At 63.4% G+C, this 24,533-nt stretch carries 17 protein-coding genes and 1 pseudogene; 3 read left to right on the top strand and 15 right to left on the bottom strand.

All coding sequences use genetic code 11. The features are described 5' to 3' along the window. Positions 1 to 102: 102 nt before the first annotated feature. Positions 103 to 1,158, bottom strand: a complete 1,056-nt coding sequence (locus GGR61_RS11705) for a bifunctional nicotinamide-nucleotide adenylyltransferase/Nudix hydroxylase (protein ID WP_184621476.1) — start codon at positions 1,156 to 1,158, stop codon at positions 103 to 105. A 160-nt stretch (positions 1,159 to 1,318) separates the two neighbouring features. On the opposite strand from GGR61_RS11705, the gene GGR61_RS11710 reads away from it, so the two are divergent. Beyond that, a complete protein-coding gene (locus tag GGR61_RS11710; protein ID WP_184621478.1) occupies positions 1,319 to 2,191 on the top strand; it encodes an endonuclease/exonuclease/phosphatase family protein in 873 nt (290 codons plus the stop codon). Positions 2,192 to 2,248: 57 nt separating this feature from the next. Here GGR61_RS11710 and GGR61_RS11715 read toward each other — a convergent pair whose 3' ends face one another. Beyond that, positions 2,249 to 3,133, bottom strand: coding sequence for a LysR substrate-binding domain-containing protein (locus GGR61_RS11715; protein ID WP_184621480.1), 885 nt, complete (start codon positions 3,131 to 3,133; stop codon positions 2,249 to 2,251). A gap of 188 nt (positions 3,134 to 3,321) precedes the next feature. Here GGR61_RS11715 and GGR61_RS11720 point away from each other — a divergent pair, with 188 nt between their 5' ends. Then, positions 3,322 to 4,065: a sulfite exporter TauE/SafE family protein gene (locus GGR61_RS11720; protein WP_184621482.1), complete on the top strand. Its 744-nt coding sequence runs from the start codon at positions 3,322 to 3,324 to the stop codon at positions 4,063 to 4,065. A gap of 190 nt (positions 4,066 to 4,255) precedes the next feature. On the opposite strand, the gene GGR61_RS11725 is transcribed toward GGR61_RS11720, so the two are convergent. From GGR61_RS11725 to GGR61_RS11740, 4 genes are all read right to left on the bottom strand, one after another. Then, positions 4,256 to 6,415, bottom strand: coding sequence for a carboxy terminal-processing peptidase (locus tag GGR61_RS11725; protein ID WP_184407766.1), 2,160 nt, complete (start codon positions 6,413 to 6,415; stop codon positions 4,256 to 4,258). 388 nt (positions 6,416 to 6,803) lie between these two features. Then, on the bottom strand, positions 6,804 to 7,817 hold the full coding sequence (gene lipA, locus GGR61_RS11730) for a lipoyl synthase (protein ID WP_184621484.1): 1,014 nt from the start codon (positions 7,815 to 7,817) through the stop codon (positions 6,804 to 6,806). Between the two features lie 16 nt (positions 7,818 to 7,833). After that, a complete protein-coding gene (lipB, locus tag GGR61_RS11735; RefSeq protein ID WP_184621486.1) occupies positions 7,834 to 8,532 on the bottom strand; it encodes a lipoyl(octanoyl) transferase LipB in 699 nt (232 codons plus the stop codon). Next, on the bottom strand, positions 8,520 to 8,798 hold the full coding sequence (locus GGR61_RS11740) for a YbeD family protein (RefSeq protein WP_184407749.1): 279 nt from the start codon (positions 8,796 to 8,798) through the stop codon (positions 8,520 to 8,522). The genes lipB and GGR61_RS11740 overlap by 13 nt, the downstream gene beginning before the upstream one ends. A 262-nt stretch (positions 8,799 to 9,060) precedes the next feature. Here GGR61_RS11740 and GGR61_RS11745 point away from each other — a divergent pair, with 262 nt between their 5' ends. Beyond that, positions 9,061 to 10,122, top strand: a complete 1,062-nt coding sequence (locus tag GGR61_RS11745) for a lipid A deacylase LpxR family protein (RefSeq protein ID WP_184621488.1) — start codon at positions 9,061 to 9,063, stop codon at positions 10,120 to 10,122. A 122-nt stretch (positions 10,123 to 10,244) separates the two neighbouring features. Here GGR61_RS11745 and GGR61_RS11750 read toward each other — a convergent pair whose 3' ends face one another. The 9 genes and pseudogenes from GGR61_RS11750 to mrdA all read right to left on the bottom strand — a co-directional run bounded on the left by GGR61_RS11750 (position 10,245) and on the right by mrdA (position 24,533). Beyond that, positions 10,245 to 11,450, bottom strand: coding sequence for a D-alanyl-D-alanine carboxypeptidase family protein (locus GGR61_RS11750; protein WP_184407751.1), 1,206 nt, complete (start codon positions 11,448 to 11,450; stop codon positions 10,245 to 10,247). 260 nt (positions 11,451 to 11,710) lie between these two features. Next, the gene (locus GGR61_RS11755; protein ID WP_184621490.1) at positions 11,711 to 13,105 is read right to left on the bottom strand and encodes a septal ring lytic transglycosylase RlpA family protein; all 1,395 of its coding nucleotides are present in this window, start codon (positions 13,103 to 13,105) and stop codon (positions 11,711 to 11,713) included. After that, a complete protein-coding gene (gene mltB, locus GGR61_RS11760; RefSeq protein ID WP_184621492.1) occupies positions 13,102 to 14,250 on the bottom strand; it encodes a lytic murein transglycosylase B in 1,149 nt (382 codons plus the stop codon). The genes GGR61_RS11755 and mltB overlap by 4 nt, the downstream gene beginning before the upstream one ends. A gap of 423 nt (positions 14,251 to 14,673) precedes the next feature. Continuing rightward, positions 14,674 to 17,619: pseudogene (locus tag GGR61_RS21380) on the bottom strand (peptidoglycan-binding protein). Positions 17,620 to 18,359: 740 nt separating this feature from the next. Continuing rightward, positions 18,360 to 18,818 (bottom strand): hypothetical protein, encoded by a 459-nt coding sequence (locus GGR61_RS11770; protein WP_184621494.1) that lies wholly within the window; start codon positions 18,816 to 18,818, stop codon positions 18,360 to 18,362. Positions 18,819 to 18,844: 26 nt separating this feature from the next. Further along, positions 18,845 to 19,306 carry a hypothetical protein gene (locus tag GGR61_RS11775; RefSeq protein ID WP_184621496.1) on the bottom strand — a complete coding sequence of 154 codons (462 nt, stop codon included), beginning with the start codon at positions 19,304 to 19,306 and terminating at the stop codon, positions 18,845 to 18,847. A gap of 45 nt (positions 19,307 to 19,351) precedes the next feature. Next, complete coding sequence (locus tag GGR61_RS11780) at positions 19,352 to 21,055, bottom strand: type IV secretory system conjugative DNA transfer family protein (RefSeq protein ID WP_184621498.1); 1,704 nt, start codon at positions 21,053 to 21,055, stop codon at positions 19,352 to 19,354. A 302-nt stretch (positions 21,056 to 21,357) separates the two neighbouring features. Further along, a complete protein-coding gene (rodA, locus tag GGR61_RS11785) occupies positions 21,358 to 22,476 on the bottom strand; it encodes a rod shape-determining protein RodA (RefSeq protein ID WP_184621500.1) in 1,119 nt (372 codons plus the stop codon). Next, complete coding sequence (gene mrdA, locus GGR61_RS11790; protein WP_184409085.1) at positions 22,473 to 24,533, bottom strand: penicillin-binding protein 2; 2,061 nt, start codon at positions 24,531 to 24,533, stop codon at positions 22,473 to 22,475. Before mrdA ends, rodA begins: the two co-directional genes overlap by 4 nt.

A 24,533-nucleotide genomic window follows, 5' to 3' on the forward strand; every position in this document is an offset into this window, starting at 1 on the left:
TCGCGTCGAATGAACCAGCGGTCTATCCGCCGGCGGGAGGTCGCAGTTCAAGCCGATCAGGCTTGCGAGCGGCCGTGTGGCGGCACGCAAGCAGTGTCGCGCTCAGCCACGGCCCAGGAAAAATTCGAGAATGTGCAGATGATCTTCGTACAAGCGCGGCCCCATCGCCATGACTTCGGCAATGGGAATCCAGCGTGCCTTGTCGGCATCGTCACCACCGCGCACCGCAGGCAGTTCGCCAGCCGGAAACTCGAAGTGGAACGCATGGGTGATGGTGCGCCCGCGCAGGCTGCGTTCGGGGTGATCGAACACCTGACGCCCCCGCAGCGAGCCCTTGAGGACCGGCACCGGCACCTTGAGCCGGGTTTCTTCGCGCAGCTCGCGCAGGCAGCCATCCAGCAAGCCTTCGTCCTGGCCGACAAACCCACCTGGCAATGCCCACAAGCCCTTGCCCGGCTCGGCGCGACGACGCACCAGCAGCACGTGACCGGAATGCACCACCACCGCATCGGTAGTCACGAAGGTCGGTGCATAGGGTGCATCTTTCCAGGCCGCGCGGTACTGCTCGATGAAACGGTATTCGGCCACCAGCTGCGCGTAACTGGGCGAATTGCGCCGGAATGCTTCCAGCATGTCGTAGACCGGCGCCGGCACATTGCCGCGCAACATCAGCAGCCCGCCGTGGAAACCGATCTCGCCGGCCTCGAACAGATACCGGCGCAACTCGGTGGCCGATAGCGTGGCGGTGTGCTGCACATCTTCCAGCGGCCACTGCGGGAACTCACGCAGGTAATAACTGCTGGCATCCTTGTCCATGCCGATCAAACCGATGCGTGCATCGAGCGTGCCGCCATCGGCCTGCACGGCCTCGGCCACCTGGCGCTGCACTTCGGCGATCCACAGGCTTTCGTTATACAGATGGTCGCGCAACGGCCGCAGGATCAGCCGCTCGCCCTCGCCCGGCAACGCAGACTCGATCATCACCGCGCGCTCGGCGACGGTCCAGGGATTGCGAATGGTACGTGGCGTGTCGGCCGAGCCGATCAACACAATGAGCTTGTTCGCCTTGCCCAGCGCGTGGCGGGCGACGGCGGCGTGGCCGTTATGAAAGGGCTCGAAACGCCCGATGAACACGAGATAGTCATACTGCGGTGCCATGAGAATCCCTCACGGTTGAGTGGTCAGCCAGCGGTCTATCCATTGGCTTGGCGCAAATGCTACGCCGATGCGCGGCGACGTCAAGCGACCGCTGTCGCGGTGACATTTCGGTCATGCGCGCCGACTAGACTTGGCGTCCGGTCCCGTTGGAAGCGCCTGTATGCCACGCCTGTTGAGTCGCGTTGTGTCACGTTCCTTGCTCGCAGCAATCGCGGTGCTGTGCATCGCAGCACCGGCGCTGGCACTGGCAGCGCCGACGCCGGATCCATTGCGGGTCATGTCGTTCAACGTCCGCGTGCCGGTGGATACCGATGGCGACAAGCGCTGGGCGGTACGCCGTACGGCGATGGTCGCGTTGATCGAGCAAGTCCACCCGGACGTCTTCGGCACGCAGGAACTGGTCAAGGAGCAAGCGCAGTACCTGGCTGCGCAATTGCCTGATTACCGCTGGTTCGGCAAGGGCCGCCGCGCCGACGGCAGCGACGAGCACATGGGTGTGTTCTATGACAGCCGTGCGTTGTCGGTGGTGGAATCGGGCGATTTCTGGCTATCGGAAACGCCCGAGGTGCCGGGCAGCAGCAGTTGGAACACCGACCTGCCGCGCATGGTCACCTGGGCACTGTTCGAGCGCCGCAGCGACAAGCGTCGTTTCTATTTGCTCAACACCCACTTCGCCCACCGCGATCAGGACGAGGCCGCGCGCGAGCACAGCGCGCGCGTGATCCTGTCGCGCATCGCCACGCTGCCCGCCGGCATCCCGGTGGTAGTGACCGGCGACTTCAACAGCAACCCCGATCAAGGCACCTACCGCATCCTCACCGCCGCGCTTGGCGATGCACGCGCCCGCGTCTCCGAGCCGCAAGGCCCGGAAAAAACCTTTCAGGATTTCACCACCCATCCGACCCGACGCATCGACTGGATTCTCTTCCGTGGCCTGACACCGACCGGCTTTTCCACGCTGGATAATCGCCCCGGCGGCGTGTTGCCGTCCGACCACTACCCGGTGCTGGCCGAGTTTGCCTGGCCACGTTGAGCGTGCCGGCGACGTGACACGCTCACGGTGCCGATCGGTGTGACGATACCCTGGTGGTCAGTCGCGTTGCAGCCAATCGACCAGCGCTTTCAGCAGGGTCGACGACGCCGGCTCGTGCCGCAGCACGATTGAAAGTTGCCGAGGTGCCCAGGCTTCCTCCAAGGGCACCGTGACCAGCTGATCGCGCACGCATGCGCGTTGCACTGCGGCGTGCGGAAGAATCGCCATGCCCATGCCTCGCGCGAGCATGCGACACAACGCATCGATTCCTTGCACCTTTGCACGCATGCGCAACTGCACGCCGGCTCGGTTCATTTGCACGCGCAGATGCCGTTGCAAGGCGCTGTCGCCAGCCAGCCCCAGCATGTCCATTCCCGCAAGCTCGCTCACCCGCAGCGTCGAGGCACCGGCCAGTGGATGACCGGCGGCCACCACCAGCACCAAGTGATCCTCGCGGAATGGCAACACCTGCAGCCCACTGACATCGGCATGGCCTGCGACCACGGCGAGGTCGGCGCGTTCCTCGCGCACCGCATCGGCAGCTTCGTCGCTGCCCTGCTCGGTCAACGCTAGATCCAGCTGCGGATGTGCGATGAGAAAATCCGCCAGCCGTTCGGGCAGCCATGCCGACAGCGCCGCCGTATTGGCCGCCAGACGCAGCGTCACCTGTCCACCGCCCCCGTAGGCGCTCAACTCCAGCTGCAGCGCCTCGGTCTGCCGCTGTAGGTGGCGTGCGTGTCGTAGCAGCACACCACCGGCCGGAGTCAGGCTGACGCCGCGGCGCCCGCGTTCCAGCAGCGCGGCGCCCACTTGCAACTCCAGCGCACGAATACGCGCACTGGCAGCCGCCAACGACAACGCCGCACGTTCCGCGCCGGCCGTGATGCTGCCTGCCTCGACCACCGCGACGAACAACCGTAAATCGACAAATTCCAGATGCATGACCGCTCCACAAGCACGCGTACGTCAATCAGAGTGCGCTCGCCGCCAGCGAAACAGGCCGGGCAGGCGATTGCTGCATCGGATCTTTCCACGCCCCGGTCCCCATGTGTCAGCCTTCGGCTCGACCGAAGCCTGCATCACACAATCACGAATTGTCTGCTGCGGAGCAAGCCCGGATCCTTGGCTGCATGGAAACCTTGCACACCCACTGGTATCTGATCGCATGCATTTTCTTGCTGGCTGGCTGGGTCAAGGGCGTGGCCGGGATGGGCTTGCCAACCGTGGCTATGGCGCTGCTGGGTCTGTGGCTGACGCCTGCCGAAGCGGCAGCATTACTGGCACTGCCCTCGCTTGTGACGAATGTGCAGCAAGCCTGGGGGCCAGACACCGCAGCCCTGTTGCGACGTCTGTGGCCATTGCTGGCAGCGGTGACACTCGGCACCTGGCTGAGCGCAGGGGTGATGACAGGCGCCGACCCCAGCCTGGTCCGCGCCGGGTTGGGCGCGCTGCTGGCGCTGTATGCCGTGCTTGGGTTGGCGCGCCGACACTGGAGTGTGCAGGCGCGCCACGAACCCTGGGCAGGGCCAGTGGCCGGACTGGTCACCGGCCTGTTGAGTGGCGCCACCGGTGTGTTCGTGCTGCCATCACTGCCCTACCTCACCGCACTGCAACTACCGCGCGAGCTGTTGATCCGTTCGCTGGGCTGGTGTTTCGGCGTTGCAACGCTGGCGCTGGCCAGTGCCCTGGCGTGGCGTGGCGCGCTACCCGGCGCGGCGATCGCTCCGTCGTTTTTGGCGCTGCTGCCCACTGCCCTCGGTATGTCGCTGGGTGCCTGGGCGCGTCGCCGCATTTCCGCCGATACGTTTCGGCGCGTGTTCTTCGCCACATTGCTGGTGCTTGGCCTGCAAGGAATGTGGCAGGCAATGACGTAGGTCTGCGTCGGGCTGACGACGCGTTGCACGGCAAGCCGGCAACGCTCCCTGCCAATCAATCCATCAGTCCCAACGCGCGCTTGCCGTGGTGCCCGATATAAGGCGGCGACCAACAAAAAACGCCACCGCGAAGCGATGGCGTTTTTGGTCCTTCAGCCTGTCTTTCGTATTTCAGGCTGTCGGCAAACGATCAGTCGGCCCAGCGTCCCGGGGCGGTCGACTGCGGCAATACCTGCGCCGACAGCGGCTGGTCCTGCGAGAGCAGCCCCAGCGCATCGGCGAGGATCGCAGCCGACTCGTGCAGCAACGGATCCGGGCGCTTTTCTGCGGCCTTCTCGCGTGCGGTGTCCTTGACGATGTCGCGCTCGTTACCGGTCAGGCCGTCGTCGCTGTCTTCCGACAGCGGATCCAGCGGCAGGCCCAACTGCTTGCGCATCTGTTGACGATCCTTGCGCTGCTGGTCCTGCTTCTGACGCTCCGCAACGCGCTCGGCCTCGTTTAACGAGATGTATTTCTTGGCCTTCTCATCGCGGAACTGCTTGACGTCCTCTTCCCACCACTGGAATTCCTTGTCGGTGGCGATGCGCGCAGTGTGCAGGCCCTGCAGCTTGGGCAGCAGCGGCGCGAAGTTACCGTACTGGGTATGCGGCGAGGCGGCGATGCGCGTCCACGGCAACGCATTGTCGTAGGTGCTTTCACCGAACTCGGTGGCATCCACGCTGGCCGGGAACGCGATATCCGGCACCACGCCCTTGTGCTGGGTGCTGGAACCACTGACGCGGAAGAACTGCGCGATCGTCAGCTTGACCTGCCCGTAGCGCTGGCCTTCTGCGGCCGGCCAGCGGTCCAGGTCGACGATGTTCTGCACCGTGCCCTTGCCGAAGCTGGTTTCACCGATCACCAACCCACGACCATAGTCCTGGATGGCGCCGGCAAAGATCTCCGACGCCGACGCCGATCCGCGGTTGATCAACACGCCCAGCGGACCATCCCAGGCCACCTTGGGATTGCTGTCGCCATTGACGGTGACCCGGCCGCCGGACTCGCGCACCTGCACCACCGGCCCCTGTTCGATGAACAGGCCGGTGAGCTCGATCGCCTCGTCCAGCGAGCCGCCGCCATTGTTGCGCAGGTCCAGCACCACACCGTCGACCTTGTCGGTCTTGAAGCCGGCCAGCAGCTTGGCGACGTCGCGCGTTGCCGAGGCATAGTCGGTCGCGTTGCGGCGACGGCCTTCGAAATCCTGATAGAAGCCCGGCAACTTGATGATGCCGATACGACGTTCCGGCTCACTGCCATGCGCGGGCAAGGTGATGGTCTCGCCCTTGGCCGCCTGCTCGGCCAGACGCACTTTCTGCCGGGTCAGGGTCACGGTGCGGTGCTTGCCGTCGATGCCGGCTTCGGCCGGGATGTACTCCAGGCGGACCTGGGTGTCCTTGCTGCCGCGGATCTTGGCGACCACGTCGTCGATGCGCCAACCGATCACATCTTCGATCGCGCCGTTCTTTGCCTGGCCCACACCGACGATGCGATCGCCCGGCTTGAGCGTGCCATCCACCGCTGCCGGACCACCCGGGATCACCTCGCGGATCACCACCATGTCCTCCTGCTTCTGCAGCTGCGCGCCGATGCCTTCCAGCGACAACGACATCTGCTGGTTGAAGTTTTCGGCCGTGCGCGGGGTGAAGTAATCGGTGTGCGGATCGACCGCGTTGGTGTAGGCGTTGAGGAAGAACTGGAACACGTCCTCTGCTTTCAATTCTTTGACCGAGTCGGCCAGCGCCGCATAGCGCTTGTCCAGCGTCTTGCGAATTTCCTCAGGCTTCTTGCCGGCCAGCTTCAGGCGCAGCCAATCGTTCATCACCGACTGGCGCCACAGCACGTCCAACTGCTTGTCGTCGGTCGCCCACGGCACATCCTTGCGGTCGTACTCGAACTTCTCGTTGCCGGTGAAATCGAAATCCTGCTTGAGCAGGTCGCGCGCATACTTGACGCGTTGATCGACCCGCTTCCGGTAGACCGCGAACACCTGGAACGCCGGCTCCAGATTGCCGCCGCGCAGCGCGTCGCCCACGCCGGCTTCCAGCGGCGCAAAGCCGGTGATGTCGGTCTGGGTAAAGAACTGTTTGCTGCCGTCCAATGTTTCCAGATAGCGCTTGAACACGTCCTTGGACATGGCCTCGTCCAAGGTGCGCGGACGATAGGCGTAACGGCTATCGGAGAGCAGGCCGTAGACCAGCTTGGTCGCGGTCGCCTGGTCGGGCGTGGCTGCCGCCGGCAGCGCCGTGTCGGCGCGTGCAAGCAATGCCATCGGAGTAGTCAACACCAGCGCCAGCAGGCCGGCCTTCATGGACGCAGAAACGTTGTAGGTCATCGAATGGCTCTCGGCACAGGGCCGACGAAAGAAAGGCGGTGAACGGATCAGACAGCATGACAGTGCCGAAAGTTGCTGGCGTTGTCATCTACTTGCTGAATCAGCCTAGCGCCGGGCCTGTATCAGATTGTGAACGCGACCGTACCCTCAGGCGGCGGTGCCGATGTCGGATACGACACGGCCCTGCCGCGTGGGCAGGGCCGTATGGAGTGCTCGACACCGGCCTGCCTGGAGGCAACTCATCCAGGTCACCAACGGCGGTCAGGCCGGGACCGACCACCCGCCATGATCGCGTGCTACGTGCCGCTCCCACTACGCGCCGCGCCCGCCCGACGATGGGCGCAGACGGCGCCACCGGGTTCGACTAAGCCGCGACGCCGGCGCCAGCGGCCTGGCGATCTGCGTGATACGACGAGCGCACCATCGGACCGGAGGCGACATGGCTGAAACCCAGCGCATTGCCGTACTCCTCCAGCGCCTTGTATTCCTCCGGCGTCCAGTAACGCATCACCGGGTGGTGGTGCGGCGTCGGCTGCAGGTACTGGCCGATGGTAATCATGTCCACATCGTGCGCACGCAGGTCGCGCAAGGTGGCCTGCACCTGCTCCATCGTCTCGCCCAGGCCGAGCATGATGCCGGACTTGGTGGCGATGGACGGATGCTGCGCCTTGAAGCGCTGCAGCAGGGTCAGCGACCACTGGTAATCGGCACCGGGGCGCACGTTCGGGTACAGGTCCGGCACGGTTTCGATGTTGTGGTTGAACACGTCCGGCGGGCTGAGCGCAAGGATCTCCAGCGCGCGGTCCATGCGGCCCTTGCCACGGAAGTCCGGGGTCAGGATCTCGATGCGGGTGTTCGGCGAGCTGACTCGAATGGCCGTGATGCAATCGACGAAATGCTGGGCACCGCCATCGCGCAGGTCGTCACGGTCCACGCTGGTGACCACCACGTACTTCAGGCCCATGTCGGCCACGGTGGTGGCCAGGCTGGCCGGCTCGCTGGCGTCCGGCGGCTTGGGCCGGCCATGCGCCACATCGCAGAACGAGCAGCGCCGCGTGCACACCTCGCCCAGAATCATGAACGTTGCGGTGCCGTGACTGAAGCACTCGTGGATGTTCGGGCAGCTGGCCTCTTCGCACACCGTGACCAGGCGGTTTTCACGCAGCTTGGCCTTGAGGTTCTGCACCGCATTGCCGGATGGGATCCGCACGCGGATCCAAGACGGCTTGCGCAGCACCGGCGCATCGACGAACTGCACCGGCGAACGATTGATCTTGTCGCCACCGATCTGCTTGACGCCGGTCTGCAACGACGCAGGCGCGGCGGTGTCGCCGGAGACGACCTGCAAGGGGATGGAACGGGCGATAGGCTGGGTCATGGCAATAAACGGGCGCTCAGGCCGGAAGCGAAAGGTCGGGCAACGCGGAAACAGGCTGCAACACGAGACCGAATTGGCGCGCCAGCTGATCGAGCAGCACCGCCTTGACGGCGTCCATCCCGGAGGGGCCGCCCAAGTCTAGCACCGAGGTCACTTGCAGGCCCTGATAGCCACAGGGATTGATGCGGTGGAACGGTTCCAGATCCATCGCCACGTTGAACGACAGCCCATGGAAGGTACAGCCGCGCCGTACCCGGATCCCGAGCGCGGCGATCTTGGCCCCGCCCACGTACACGCCCGGCGCGCCATCGCGGCGCTCGGCGACGATGTTCCATTCGTCCAGGGTGTCGATCAAGGCCTGCTCGATCTTGCACACGTAGTCGCGCACGCCGATCTTGAGCCGGCGCAGATCCAGGAGTGGATAGACCACCAGCTGGCCGGGACCGTGATAGGTGACCTGGCCGCCGCGATCGACCTGCAGCACCGGGATCTCGCCCGGCGCCAGCACATGCTCGGGCTTGCCGGCCTGGCCCAACGTAAATACCGGCGCATGCTCGACCAACCACACTTCGTCGGCCGTGGCTTCATCACGCACATCGGTGAAACGCTGCATCGCACGCCACACCGGCGCATACGGCTGCCGGCCGAGGTCGCGCACCTGCGCCGGCTGCACGGGGACCGATGCCAACACGGGAGCGGCCGCTACAGCGTCCACTTCACTTCCGGGTGATCGCGCAGCGCCTGGTGCGCGGCATCGAATTGCTCGCGGCTCTCGGCGCGAAAGCCGATTTTCACCGAGACGTATTTGCCGCTGGAGGAGTGCTTCCAGCTGATGCTTTCCTCCAGCAGCTCCACGCCCGTGGCCGCGAGCAGACGCGGCAGTTCGGTTTCCAGCCCGCGCTCGGCAGCGCCCATCGCGCTGAGCTCGAACGTCCCTGGGAATTGAAAGCCGTGATCGGGGTTGTCGGTACTGATTTCCATCCGCCCATTATCGGGCCGGCGAAGAGCAAACCCAAGCCTTGCCAGGCAACCGAGACATCCGCCTGCCAACAGCTATGCGCACACCCTAAACATTCGCCAACCTCCTGGCGTTACCGTCGAGACCAAACGCATGTGCATGGGGCAGGCGGTTGTCGAAGACGAATGCGCCGCCAGACATGGCGGGTTGCATCCATTTTCACGCGACGCAGCAGCGGCCGCAGGCACCTTTCTGAATATTGTCCTTCTACCTTTCAGGCTCTCCATGCTTCGACCGCGCGCGTTGTCTGTTGCCCTGCTGTTTTCTCTATCCGGGCTGTCGATGCCTGCCCTGGCGGCTGACCAGTGCGATTCCAGCAGGTTGGGCAGTACTCCACCGGCGGTGAACTTCCGTGTCGACAACGACCTGTTCGGCGGTGAGGATCAGGATCAGGGCTATTCCAACGGCGCCGTGCTCACCCTGGTATCGCCCAATGTGGTCGACTACACCAACGACCCGTGTCTGCCGCGCACTGCGCGCTGGGTCAACAGCTACCTGGAACGTCTGCATCCTGGCGAATTCGACCAGCAGAACATGGTATTCGCGTTCGGCCAGGCAATCTTCACCCCGAGCGACTACACCCGCCGCGATGTGATCCCGGACGACCGTCCGTATGCGGGCATCCTGCTGGCGAGCTTCGGCTACAACGCCCGCAACGAGGCGCACCTGCGCACCACGCAATTGCAGATCGGCGTGGTCGGGCCGTGGTCGCTGGCCAGGCAGACCCAGAACGCGGTGCACGATGTGCTGGGCGACGAGAAATTCCAGGGCTGGGACAATCAGTTGCACAACGAACCGCTGATCAACCTGGTGCACGAGCGCATGCATCGCTGGCCGGCCGATTCGGCGGCCAATGCCGACGGCTTCGGCTGGGATTTCATTTCGCATTGGGGCGGCGCGGTCGGCAACATGACCACGCATCTGAATGCCGGCGGCGAAGCGCGCTTCGGCTGGAAGCTGCCGGACGACTTCGGCAGCACCCCGACCCGGCCGGCCGGCGAAAACACCGCACCCAGCCGACTTGGGCGCGCCAGCGGTTGGTCGGGCCATCTGTTCGTGACCAGCGATGCACGCTGGGTGCTCCGTGACATCACGCTGGACGGCAACACCTTCCGCAACAGTCACAGCGTGGACAAGCGCCCCTTCGTCGGCGAGGTCGGTTACGGCCTGGCGGTGATGTACGGCCGCTGGAAGTTCGCCATCGCCCGCTACCACCGCACCCGCGAGTTCGAGACCCAGCGCGAAACCCCGGTGTATGGGAGTTTCACGATCAGTCGGATGCTTTGAGGGCGGGGAATCGGGATTGGGGAATCGGGAATCGCAACAGCAAACGCTGTGCTCCTGCATCTACCGATTCCCGACTCCCCATTCTCGATTCCAAAAAAAAGCCGGCTTTCGCCGGCATTTTTTTATTCGGATTCCCACCACATCCAGAACGCATCCCAGAGGCGCTTGAAGAACCCTCCCTCTTCGACGGCGTTGATCGCCACCAATGGGGCCTGGGCGATGATCTTGCCGTCGAGGCTGACCTTGACGGTGCCCATCTGCTGGCCCTGCTTGATCGGGGCCTGCAGGTTCTTGGCCACTTCCATGCTGGGCTTGAGGTCGTTGTAGCGGCCGCGCTGCAGGCTGACCAGCAGCGGTTGGGCCACGCCCAGCTGCACTTCGTCCTGCTCGCCCTTCCAGACCTTCTGCTTGGTCACGACCTTGCCGGGCGCGTACAGGCTGTGGGTCTCGAAGAAGCGGAAGCCCCAGTTGAGCAGGGCCAGGCTGTCGGTCGCACGCTGCGCTTCAGAGCTATCGCCCATCACCACCGCAATCAGGCGCTGGTCGCCACGCTTGGCCGAACTCAGCAGGCAGTAGCCGGCCTCGGAGGTGTGGCCGGTCTTGATGCCGTCCACGGCCGGGTCGCGCCATAGCAGCCGGTTACGGTTGCTTTGCTTGATGGTGCCGACCTGGAACTCCTTGATCTTGTTGTAGGCATAGGTTTCCGGGTAATCGCGCACCATCGCACGGCCCAGTATGGCCAGATCGTAGGCGCTGGAGTGATGGCCTTCGGCGCTCAACCCGTGCGCGTTGACGAAGGACGAATCCTTCATGCCGATCTTGGCGGCGTAGCTGTTCATCAGTGAGGCGAAGGCTTCCTCGCTACCGGCCACATGCTCGGCCAGCGCGATCGCGGCATCGTTGCCGGACTGGATCGCCATGCCCTTTTCCATGTCTTCCAGACGCGCGGTCTGGTTGACCGGGAAACCGCTGTAGCTGCCGTCGGTGCCGGCGCCGCCCTCGCGCCAGGCGCGCTCGCTCATCATGACCTGGTCGTCGCGCTTGACCTTGCCGTTCTTGATCTCGGCGGCCACCACATAGGAGGTCATCACCTTGGTGATGCTGGCCGGGGCCAGTTGCTGATGAATGTTCTCGCCGGCCAGGACCTGCCCGGTGGCGTAGTCCATCAGGATCCAGGACTTGGACACTGCCGGTGCGGGTGCCGGCGGAACCGGCAAGGCGGCGGGCGCAGCGGCCACGGCAGGCGTCGGCTGCGGCGCGGGCGTCTGAGCGCAAACCAGCCCAAAGGCGAACGTGGCCACGGCAGCGGCGGCGAAGCGGAATTTCATTGAAGAACGACTCCTGACGGGCCCGAAGGCTGGGTAATGCGAAATTGTAAGGTGCCACGGCGATCAGGGCGACGCATAAAGAACAGGCGCGCCTGCGCAGTTCAGCGATGACGGCAGTTGCGGCGCCCAGGCGTTCCACCAAAACAGATTGTTCTGGTCGGTCCGCGCACAGCGCGCCGAAGCCAAGGCGTCTGGGCCAGCCCGCCGATTCCGGTCAGCGGCAAGGCCAACCGGCGCCTGGGACGGCCTGTGGATCGCCCTTAGTTGGCGACGATCTGCGGGCGGCCGAAGCCAAGACCGGCGATGCGCTGGGAGATTTCCGACGCATTGGCGTGATCGCGTGCATTGACCCGCAACCGCCACAAGGTACGGCCGCCGCTGACGATATCGCTGACACTGGCACCGGCAATACCGGCCGAGGCCAGTTGCGACAGCGCCCGATTGGCGTTCTCGCGGCTGGCAAAACTGGCGACCTGCAGCAGGATGTCGCCCAGTGCGGCTTCCGCCACGCTCGGGGTCTTGGCGGGAGCCGGCTCGCTCTTGAGCGGACGGGTGGGCGCGCTGTCTGCCGGCTTGATCGCGGCAACCGCGACCGTGGCTGGTGCCGCCGGGACAGACGCCGCCGGCCGTGGCGCAGCGGCGGTCGGCTTGCCGGTGGCCACGCGTACGCCCTGCGCCTTCATCCAGGCATCGAAATTGTCGGCATTGCCGGGCTGGCGCGAATCGGCCACGCGATAGCGCCACCGCTCGCCTGCCGGGACCGCTGCGGTCGCGGCGCCGGCTGCTGCCCCCGCTGCAACCGGGGCGGCCGCAGCTGCGCCGGCCGGCACGGTGCGCGTGGGTAACCGCTGGACCAGGCCATCGATCTGGCTACCGCCTGCAACCGGGCGCGCAGCTGCAACGGCCGTGTTGCCCCGCGCCGGACCGGCACGGCGCTTGGCCAGCAGATCGCCGTTGTCCGCTTCGGTCAGGCCGCGCACTTCGACATTGCCGGTGCCCTTGCCGGTGATGCCCAGCTTGACCGCAGCGGCGTAGCTCAGATCGATCACCCGACCATCGTGGAACGGGCCACGGTCGTTGACGCGCACCACCACCGAGTCGCCGGTGTCGGTATTGGTCACCAGCGCAAAGCTGGGCAGCGGCAAGGTCTTGTGGGCGGCAGTGAAGGCGTACATGTCGTAGACCTCCTTGTTGGAAGTCAGGCGGCCGTGGAATTTATTGCCGTAGTACGAGGCGGTGCCACGTTCGACATAGCCACCCGGGCCATCCCTCACCACGTAGCGCTTGCCCAGCACCTCGTAGGGCGAGCGATTGCCCACCGCCGAATACGGCTCGTTGGTGACCAGCGGTTCGGGGATGCAGGCCACGTTGGGCACGTGGTCGGGCGTGGTGTCCTTGACGCCGGGCTTGTACAGGCCGCCGGCGGTGTAGTCGCCGCGCGTGGACGGATCTTCCTTGGCTGCCGCGTAGGGCGAGGTCGAAGGACACCCGGTGGCGACATACGCCGGCCCCTTGCCTTCGACCTTGACGCCCTTGCTGGCGCCAGCACCGGCACCAGCATTGCCGGCGCTTTTCTTCGGTGCACTGCTACAGGCCGCCAGGCCGAGCATCAGCGCCATCAGGATCAGCCACTTGAGGCCTGTCGTGTGATTCATGCCGGGGGTAACTCCTTGCCGGCGATGGCGTCGGACAGCTGGAACACGGCCATCGCGTACATCTTGGAAATGTTGTATCGGGTGATCGCGTAGAAATTCTGGAAGCCCAGCCAGTACTGCTTGCCGGTGGCGTCGTCCAGGGTGATCGGGGTCGCCATGCTGCCGGCCACTACCGGCGCATTCGGGTGGTAGCCACGCGCCGACAGATCGGCCAGCGTGTAGACCGGCGACCAATCGGTGGGATTGAATTCCTCGTGCCCGGCCGCCAGCGTGGCCGGTACCGCGACCTGACCACCGCGCACCCAACCGCCCTTCTTGACGAAGTAATTGGCGATCGAGGCGAAGACGTCGTTGTGGTCGGTGAACAGATTGCGCTTGCCGTCGGCATCGCCATCGACGGCGAACTGGCGGTAGCTGGACGGCATGAACTGGCCCATGCCCATCGCACCGGCATAGCTACCAATCAGTGTGGTGACATCGAGTTGCTCTTCCTTGCCGAGCGCGAACAGCTGGCCGAGCTCATCGCGGAAGAACAGCTCGCGGCGCACTTCGCGCTCCAGCTTGGCCGGGTCGCCGCTGCGCGGATAACGGAACGCCAGCGTGTACAGCGCGTCCAGCACGCGGTACTTGCCGGCATTGCTGCCGTAGCTGGTTTCCACCCCGATGATGGCCACGATCACCTGCGCCGGCACGCCGGTGGCGGCTTCGACCTTGCTCAGCTCGGCGCGGTGTTCGGCCAGGAACTTGCGGCCGCCATCGATCCGCGCCTGGGTGATGAACATCGGGCGATATTCGTTCCACGGCTTGACCCGCTCGGCCGGACGCGACATCGCGGTGACGATCGCGTCCTTGAATTGCGCCTGCGCCAGTACCGCGTCGATCTGTGCCGCGTCGATGCCGTACTTGGCGGCAGTGTCGCGGACGAAGTTGGCGCGTGCGATGTCGAACGGCACCGGGGTCAGATCCACCGGCGGCAGCGCGGGCGCTTCAGCCGCGGCGCTGACGGGCGCAACCGGCGCAACCGCTGCACTCGGCGGCTTGGCTGGGGGCGCGCTGGTGGCCGGCGGCGGGGTCGGAGGGCTGGGCTGGGTCGCGCAGGCGACAAGGCCGAGGGTGAGCAGGCAGGTCAGGGTGCGTCGAATCATCGGCCGAGAGTAACAGAGATCAGATGAACTTCTGACAATAAGGCCATGAAACGAAACAACTTTAGTCAAAGTCAAGATCTACCGCTTTAACGGCGGGACTTTGGGTGCAACGAATGACACCGGCGGGCCTGAGCGAGCCAAGCATGGCCGATATGCTGAACGATGTTCAGATTGGGGGTAAATAGCGTGCTGCCGGGGACAACCGGCTAGCTATCTCAGGGGAGCAGCATGCCGCCATCCGCGTCGGCAACGCAGGCACCCCGGCCATGCACTGCAGCCCCCACCCCTTTCCTTCGGTTCAAGGCATCGCATGCAGGCATATCAAACTCAGCACCGCCTGCAACGCAGGCCTACCTTCCTACTTTGACGCATATCTTGCGCGCTGCATTGACAGGCATCGTTCCTTGTTTAGTTCGGCAAACATCAACCGCCGTCACCACCGGCCCCATCTCCGCCAGGGCCGCCCGACATGACCTGTTGCTGAGGGTGGGTCGCAAGCGTCATCACTGGGCCCGTTGGGTTCTTGTCGATTTCTTCGCGCTCGCGCTGGAACTGCACCATCTCCTGCGCACGTTGCTGATCCAACGTCTCCGTCTTCTGCAAGGTTTCATAGATGCCAGGCGATGGCGTGTCGAGCGCGACTTCCGAATGGAACCCTGGCGTTTTGCCGAAGACAAAAGCGACATCATCTTGGATGGTCACTTTCCGCAACCCATCCACGCGCTCGATCCCTGACTCTTTGACGGCATGCAGCACTTCGGCCGTTTTCTCATCGGATGTGCCCTTGGGGAGCTGCGCCTGGATTGCAGAAAACAGGGCGTAATCCCGATGGTCCGAGGGAAACGCCTGCTGGGCGACGTTTGGGGATGGCCTGATTTGCTCGACCCGATCCTCATCGTTCACGCCTGCGTTTGAACGCCCGCCAGTCCCACCAAAGCCAGGCAATGACGTATAGGAGGACGTGCGCTCAGGCAAGACGATCTGTGCCGGCATTTCGCTCTGCGTTGCGGTTGCCGGCGACGGCGCTCGCACCGCCTCTTGCTGCTCTGCCTGCAATGGGACAGGCGATGGCGCATCGCTCTGTGGCGTGACTACTCGGGCTTGCTGCTCACTGCCCTGCTCCACTGCTGTGTTTGTCGATGCCGGCTCTGTGGGTTTCAAGGCTTCTCGGCGCGCGTGTTGTGCCTGGGACAACGCCGCATCCAGGTCTTGGCCGGCAATGCCCGTTGCCGGCACACCTTGGTCTTGCTGGAACTGCCTCACCGCGTGTTCGGTCTCTAGACCATAGTGCCCGTCTTGCGGCACGGCCTGGCCGTTTGGGCCACGGGCATCCACCTGCTGCAAGCGATACTGCAAGAACTCGACCTCTTGCCCTCGGTCGCCCAGGCGCAGCCCTTCCACTTCATGGGATGCCGGCGATACTGGGGCAGCGGCCTGAGTAGGCGCCTGATCGGGAGCAGTCGAAGCGGATGATGCCGGCCCGGCACTCGGCGCAGATACGCTTGCCAAGGCTGGGCCCACGGTCTCTGCCTTCGGCTGGACTGCATCAGCTGTCGAGGGTGCAGCAACCACAGGTGCTTGGGTCTCTTGGGGTTCGCGTTGCGGGACAGGTTCGGGCTTCGGCTCAGCGGGCTTGGCGACCGGGCGCATGTCTTCTTGTAGCGGCGCGTGGACGGATGCAGGCATCACGACCGGGGCCGGCGTTGCCGCCTCGGCAACAGCAGGCGTGTCGGGTGTGCGTGCAACGTCTCGATCCCGCTGCGCATCAATGGCTGCCTGAGGCGCTTGGGTTTCATCCACATGCGGGGCGGTAACCGTCGTTGCGGCGAAGTTTGCGACCTGTTGCGCTTCTTGCGTGGAAACGCCCTGCCGATTGGCCTCCCGCAACGCTTGATCGTAGGCATCGCGCTCTTGGGGCGACTGCGCGTCAATACGCCGCTCTGTTGCACCGGCCGAAGGGGATTGCTCCTGTCGGAGCGACTGCACCTCACCCAGTGCCTGATGGATCTCATCGGTGCTGGTGGTTGCCGCTACACGCACTGCACCATCGGCGTCCCGCCTCAGATGCTGGATGGGACTGTCCACCGAGTATTGACCGGTCGCATCACGCTCCAATGCCAAAGAGCTGGTCACTGCATCGATCCCGTTTGCCTCACGTGTCCGTTGCACCGCGAGCTGGATCGCGCCTGCGGTCTGGGCATTGGGCGCAACGCCATAGGCGGCATAAGTGGCCTCGGTATTGGCCTGGTCTTGCTGCTGTGGCGTTGGCGTTTGCCTTGCCGGCATCTGTGCCAACGCCTGCGCGTGCTGCTCCAATGCCGGTTGCAAGCGTTCGCGCGTTGCGTTGAGTTCCAGCGGGACATTGCCTTCGGCAGCAACGCCGTCATGCCACCACTGGCCCTGGATATCGCGCTGATACTGCTTGCCGTCCGAGGCTTGCAGAGAGTCCGGGTTCAAGGCTGTTTGCACGGCAGGCGGCACGGGGCCGAAGTCCTCCCAGCCATTGCGCTGATAGGCAGCTTGATAGGTTGCCGCAATTGCAGCTGGGCCACGGGCAATGTTGGCATCCACCACCTGGGCTGCTTGTTAATCCAACGCGGCACTGCGCTCGGGGCTTGCCGGATCAACCGTCCAGATGGGCCGATCGTTCCGATCGACGTCGTCGGCGACCATCCGTGACCACTGGCCACTCGCCGGATCGTGTCTCCAATCCCGTGCATAAAGATGCGAGGCATCTGCCTCACTGGATGGCTGCACATAAGGATTACTGGGTTGCACCTTGCCCAGCGCCTGCTCGGTTGCTTCGCCACTGGCGTGATAGTTCAGCTCGCGCGCTTTTTCGGGCAGTGCGAACATGGCCTGCTTCTGCGGCGCATCGACGCCATCGTCCGGCAGATCGGCCTTTTCTTGTCGCAGCCACTGATTGCCATTGAACTCCCAGCTGACGCCATCCTTGTCGGTCTGTGTGTAGATCTGGCGGTTGTCCCAGAGCGTCACCGCCTTGTCGGCAGCAGCACTGAACAAATAACCATCGGCCACCACCAGCGCGACAGGCCCGGCGCCGGTTGTGCCAACAACGGCAGCGGCGGCGGCACCTCCCGCCCAGCCGCCCACGCCTCGGGCACCAAAGTGCAGCGCTTCTGAGCGCGCAGCGGTAAGGTTGTCTTGTGCCAAGAGTGTGCCAACACGCTCTCCGGTTTGCGACGCGTCGTAGGCGGTCGCGGCAACGCCCAAACCCGCGAGCCCTGCTGTCATCCCGGCGCGACGCAAGCCTGGGATTTCAGGTTCCGGCGTGGTTTGCATGTTGCGTCCCTGCCACTCATCCCAGCGCTGCTGGCCCGCCTGGGCATGCTCGGTTGGCGGATTCATGCGCTGACTGAGCGGAAGCGTGCTCTGGTCTAATGCCTTTGACGTTCCCTCAATGGCCGTTCCACGAAAATACTCTCTGTTGTCGAGCCTCAGAACTTTGTTCTCGCGGAGCGCATCATCACTGGCCGGGATGCGCAGCATGCCTTCGTGTTCACGCGCACGGGCCACGATCAGCTCAAAGGCTGCTTGCTGACCGAGCCGATCTTTGACACCAACCAGCGCTTCACGTGGAAGGCCCTCAATCGAGGTGACGTTTGGATTTGCAAGAATGCGAGGCACTTCAATTTCGCCAAAGACACGGCTTGGCTGAGCGTCGCCCACGATGGCATGAACTTCACCTACGGTTGCATCGGCAAACCGTCCCGAAGCATCTGCCCAAGGACCTTGCGTATGGTGGTAAAGCCACTCTGTGGCGGGTCCTCTGTGGGTCCCATCAATCAGTTGATCAACATCGATATCGTAAGCGTCGGCCAGCGCGCTATAGAAATCTTTTGACTCCAAAAATTTCGCTGCCTCACTTCTATTGATGACTCTAACGTCTTCGCCCATTTCAACCATCGCGGCGATGACATCTGTTGACCAGATCCCCTTCGCTGCCGGACCGCTATAAAGAACAGTCACACGGCCTGGTGCATTTGCATCTACCTGTGCTGCAAGTGTGCGCAGATCTTCGCCTGAACGATACGCATCCGGTCGCTCCCTCAGTAAAGTAATGGCCTCTTCCGCACTCAATGCATTTTTCATATCACACAGCCTTCCGATATCTCAATCTTGGCGTTGTAGTCGGTATACTTTGAGTGAACCCCCCCAAATCCTTTATGTGCCGTCAGCGCCACGCCTAAGTCTTCAACAAATTGTGGCGCATCTGACTTGAGATGAGCCGGGAGGCCTTTCCCGCCATTGATCCAAATTAACATCCAACGAGACCAGCCGGCCCCTTTTCTTTCTCCTCCACTTTCAAGCATATCAAGTCGCAATGTCAGCAATTCACCGCGCCAATAAAATGTCCACTGTGTTTGATTGCGGATTTCAGGCTCACTCCCTCCACCATGCGCCACATTTCGCAAATAGATTTCACGCTCACGATCAATGACCCAACCTCTGGCATTGGTTCCGCCAATCAGAAATTTACGGTCAATCGATAAAATATCGTATCTAGCAACATCATCTGGGGAAATAAACTCGCTTACGAATGCCATGGTGACACCCCTACCTTATGGCTGAATTATATTTTAGAAGATAAATTATCATCGACTTCAAAAACGATGTGGTAGTCCGTGTTTCTGGAGTGGACGCCAAAATCCTTGTATGCGAGCAAGGCCTCTTTGAGGTCAGCTATGAATTGCTCCTTGTCAGCCTTGAGATGCTCAGGCAGTCCTTTCCCGCCATTGATCCACATCAGTTTCCAATGGGACCAACCGGGCTGACCTCGCGCGCCTCCACCGTCGACCAGATCCAGTCCCAGTGTTAGGAGTTCGCCATGCCAACAGAAGGAGAACTTTGTCTGGTTTCTGACCTCGATTTCGGTGCCGCCACCGTTTGCGACATTGCGCAAATAAAGGTCGCGATCACGATCTATTGTCCAGTCTCTTGCATTGGTGCCACCGACTACAAAGTCTCTATCGATTGCTTCCAAGTCGCATTTCACAACATCCGGCTCCGGAATAAATTCATTTACAAACGGCATCTTCGTTTCCCGGCATGGCTTAAATTTGTGGTCGAGAGCTATTTTTTATGAGCCCGAGACGGCGGCAGACAGCTTCTTCACCTCGGCTTTTGGTAGCAGCCGTTTGGTGAAGTAGGCATCTTCGTAATACTTGATCTTCTCGCAGAGCACCGGGCTTGGGATGCCTTCATAGAGGAAGACTTCCTTGTCAAAGCCCATTGCCTTCAACTCCTGCGGCAGCATCAACGCGCGGCGTTGCTCGGTTTCTGAGTAAGACACACTGCTTTGCTTGCCACTGGTGTGCGACTTGTTCTTCTTGCGCACCGTGGTGTAGCCGAGCATGTCCGAGTAGTCGTTGGCGTCTTGCTGCTCACGCGGGGCGTAGACGATTTGCAAGGCATGGTTGGTGATGATGGTGCGCGAGACATCCTTGCCATAGGTCGCATCCAGCTGCGCCATGCTCTGGATGATCGGCAGCAAGCGGATGTTGTAGCCGGCCATGTAGCTCACTGCACTGGCGATGATGTCAACCCGGCCGATGGACGTGAACTCATCCATCAGCAGCAAGCACTGGTGTTTGAGCGCCGGGTTGTTCTGCGGTAGCTCTTTGGTGTTGAGGTTGATGAGCTGACTAAAGAGCAGATTGATCAGCAAGCGACTTTCGGCCAGCTTGTTCGGTTGGATGCCGATGTAGATGCTCATCTTCTTCTTGCGCACATCAGTCAGCAAAAAGTCATTGCCGCTGGTTGCCGCATCGAGAATCGGATTGATGAACTGGTTGAGCGGCTCCTTGAACGTGCCCATGATCGACGCGAAGGTCTCCTCGGCTTGCGAGAGCAAGTTGTCGAACGCCGTCTTGGCGTCGCGGCCCAGGAACTCGCGCTGCGAGAGCTTTTTGAGGTAGTCCTTCAAGTCGCTTCCGTCCCCAGACGACACGCGATAGAGCATCCCAAGCGTTGGGAACATCCAGGTGTCTTTCGGGTGCTTGCGCTTGATCTGGTCATCGAGGCTATCGAACAGATAGAGCGTAAACGCCATGAAGGCATTGCGCGCCTGGCTCACCCAGAACTTCTGGGCGTCCGAGCCATCTGGGTAGAGCATGGCCGCGACACTCATCAGATCCGAGACGCGAAATGCGGGATCCGGTGAGATGTAGCTGAGTGGATTCCAGCGGTGGGTGCGCCCGTCTTCCGCGAAGGGGTTGAACAAGAACACCTCTTGACCCTGGCTCTTGCGCCAGCCAGACGTGAGGTCGAAATTTTCTTGCTTGATGTCCAGGACCACAACCGAGCCTTGGTAGTCGAGCAGATTGGGAATGACGATGCCCACGCCCTTGCCCGAGCGCGTGGGTGCGGCCAGGATCACAAACTGTTGCCCAGGTAGGCGCACCAACTTGCTACCGTGCTTGCCGACCACGATGCCGGTCGGCGACGGTTTGAGCATGTCCTTCTTGGCGAGATCACTGCCAGAGGCAAAGCGCGCGTCGCCATGCAAGGCGGCGGCTTTGGGCTTGAACAACAGGATCAGCAGTGCGAACGAGGCCAGGACCGGCACGCCGAAGCCAATGGCGCCAGCCAGCTTGATCTTGCTGGCATAGGGAGCGAACTGCGGGAGGTCCAGCGCGTTGATGTAAGACCAGTAGGTGCCGACGTTGAGCGGCCCGCCCACCTTCAGCAACACCAATATCAATTTGCCGGAAAGGAAAAGCCCTGCGATCAAGGCACACAGCAATAGTCCAATGGCGACGCCGATCTTGATCTCTCTGCTCATAGCGCAATGCCTTCCATCCTCGGATCCTTGGCTTGTTTTGATCAGGCAATCGCTTGTGAGATTACAGGATCACGCCATGCGGCCGGCTCGTCATGCATCGCCATGAATAAGGCGGGGCACCTGATTGCCCGTATCAAATAGCACACATACCGAAACGGTAATTCAGCTCATGGACCATGCGCCCGATGCGGGATCGGGATCGGGATCGGATCAGGTACCTCGGCGTTGAGTGGTGCCTGGTATCGAGAGTTTGTCGTCAGTCAACGCAACGCTTTGCAACTGCCGGCATAGCCAAGGCTTGGTCAGTAACCATGCACCGGACGATGCGCCTTGACCGCCATCACCAGGCCCAGCCCGGCCAGCAGCGACACCGCCGAGGTGCCGCCGTAGCTCATCAGCGGCATCGGCACGCCGACTACCGGCAGCAGGCCGGAAATCATCCCGCCGTTGACCAGCACGTAGACGAAGAACGCCAGGCCGGTGGCGCCGGCAACCAGGCGCGAATAGGTGTCGCGCGCTTGCGAGGCGATCCATAAACAGCGACCGATCACGATCAGATACAGGGTGAGCACGGTCGCCACGCCGATCCAGCCGAATTCTTCGCTGAGCACCGAAAACGCAAAGTCGGTGGTCTGCTCTGGAATGAAGTTCAGATGCGACTGCGAGCCCAGTCCCCAGCCCTTGCCATCCAACCCGCCCGAGCCAATGGCGATCTTGGACTGGATGATGTTCCAGCCGGCGCCGAGCGCGTCGTTTTCCGGGTTGAGGAACATCATGATGCGGTCTTTCTGGTACGGCCGCAGCAGCCAGAACCAGGCCACCGGCGCGGCCGCCGCCACGCCCCCCACACCCACCGCCACCCACCACCACGGCAGTCCGGCCAGCAACAGCACGAACACGCCACTGGCGGCGATCAGCACGCCGGTACCGAAGTCCGGCTGCAGCATGATCAAGGCGGTCGGCACGCCGATGATCACCCCGGTGACCAGCACGGTGGAGATGCGCGGCGGCAGCGGCATGCGGTGCAGATACCAGGCGGCCATCATCGGCAGGCTGATCTTGAGCAGCTCGGCCGGCTGCAGGTAGAACACTTTCAGATCCAGCCATTGCCGGCCGTACTTGCCAGTGCCCAGCGCGAACACCGCAAGCAGCGGCAGCATCGACAGGCCGTACACCCATGGCGTCCAGGCGCGCAGGCGCAGCACCGACATGCGCGAGATGCCCCACATCGCCACAAAACCGACGAGGAAACGGATGCCCTGCGCCATTACCAGGTGGTCGCCGTTGGCGGTGCCGCCAGCGCTCTTGAGCACCGACAGCCCGATCACCATCAACGCCGCCAGCGCCAGGCACAACACCCAGTCCAGGCTGCGCGTGACGCGCGCGGCCATGTCTACCAGCCAGCGCAGGATGTCACTCAATGGTCGATCTCCTGGACCACATCGGGTACATCCGGCACCACCGGTTGCGCCGGCGTGTTGGGGTCCAGTGCCACTGCCGTCTGGCCGATCACCACCGGCAACTCATCCAGCGTGGCGGCGGCCGCATCGCCGGCCTGACGCGCATCGGTGGCGCCGGCTTCGAACTGGTTGACGCCCACTGCGGTCATGCCGAGCTCGCTGTCCAGCGGCTCCAGGCCGGCCGGCATCTTGCCGAGCAACCAGGCATCGAAGATCTTGCGTGCGATCGGCGCCGCCGAGCTGGTGCCGAAGCCGCCGCCTTCCACCGCCACCGCCACCGCAATAACCGGGTTGTCGGCCGGCGCAAAGCCGACGAACAGGCCACGGTGACGCAGATGCAGTGGCAGGCTGCGCGGGTCCACCGCCGCCACACCGCGACGGCTGACCACCTGCGCGGTGCCGGTCTTGCCGGCCATCTGATACGGCGCGCCGGGCGTGATGGCATAACCGGTACCGCCGGGGCGCATGGTGTCCATCATGCCTTCGCGCACCACCTGCAGATGCGCCGCGCTCGGGCTGATCGGCTTGCCGGGCGGCTGGATCATCGGCTGCCAGGGGTGGTCGAAGCCGGTCCGTTGTTCCAGCACCAGGTGCGGACGCAGCAGCAGGCCGCTGGCGATCGCCGAGACGCCGCGTACCAGCTGCAACGGGGTCACCTTCCAGTCGCCCTGGCCGATGGCGATGTTGACGGTGTCGCCCGGATACCAGCGTTCCTTGCGGGTTTTGTACTTGTAGGCCGGCGACGGCAGGATGCCGCCGATTTCGCCGAGCAGGTCCACCCCGGTGGGAGCGCCGAAGCCGTATCCGCCCATGTAGTGGTCGAAGCGCTCGACGCCCATGTCCACCGCCAGGCGGTAGTAATAGGTGTTGACCGACTGGGCGATCGACTTGCGCAGGTCGGTCCAGCCATGGCCGCCGCGGTGCGAGTCGCCCCAGCCGCGGCTGACCCCGGGCAGGTAGAACATGCCGGTGGACAGCACCCGGTCTTCCGGCCGACGCAGGCCGCTGTCCAGGCCGGCCAGGGCGATCAGCGGCTTGAGCGTGGAACCCGGCGCCACCCCACCCAGCACCAGCCGGTTGAACTGCGGCCGCGACGGGTTGTCGTTGAGCGCCTTGAAATCGGTATGCGAGATGCCGTTGACGAACAGGTTGGGGTCGTAGCTGGGCAGGCTGACCATGCCCAGGATCTCGCCGGTGCGCGGGTCCATCGCGATCGCCGCGCCTTCGTGCTCGCCGAAGGCGGCCACCATGGCGCGCTGCAGGTCGGCATCCACCGCCAGGCGCAGATCTGCACCCGATTGCGGCGCAACCCGGCCCACGGTGCGGATCGCCCGGCCCTGCACGTTGGTCTCGACCTGCTCGTAGCCGACCTGGCCACGCAGATCCTGCTCGTAATAGCGCTCCAGGCCGGACTTGCCCATGTGGGTGAGCGCGGCATTGCCCTCGCCCAGCACCGCCAGGTCCTTTTCGTCGATGCGGCCGACGTAACCGATGATGTGCGCGAACAGCGGGCCGTACGGATAGCGCCGGGTCAGATACGGCTCCAGTTCCACCCCGGGGAAGCGCCAGCGCTCTACCGCAAAGCGCGCCATTTCCTCGTCGCTCATGCGCAGCTTGAGCGTGACCGGCAGGAAGCTGCGGCGCGCGCGACGCTCGCGGTTGAAGCGCTCAAGATCCTCCGGCGCGATCGGGATCACCTTGCCCAGCGCCGCCAGCATGGCGTCCATGTCGGCGACCTTGTCGGGGGTCACGTCCAGACGGAACGCCGGCACGTTCTCGGCCAGCAGCCGGCCGGTGCGGTCGTAGATCATGCCGCGCCCGGGCACCACCGGCTTGGGCTTGATGCGATTGGCTTCCGAGCGCGTGGCGTAGACCTCGTGGTCGAGCACCTGCAGCTTGAAATACCAGGCGCCCAGGCCGACCAGGCACAGCACCACCATCACAAAACCGAGCACTGCACGCCGGCGGAACTGCTCGGCCTCCGCATGCGGATTCTTGGGCTGACGGCGACCGTGCAT

It is taken from the genome of Xanthomonas sp. 3058 (assembly GCF_014199765.1).
Classification (GTDB): domain Bacteria; phylum Pseudomonadota; class Gammaproteobacteria; order Xanthomonadales; family Xanthomonadaceae; genus Xanthomonas; species Xanthomonas campestris_B.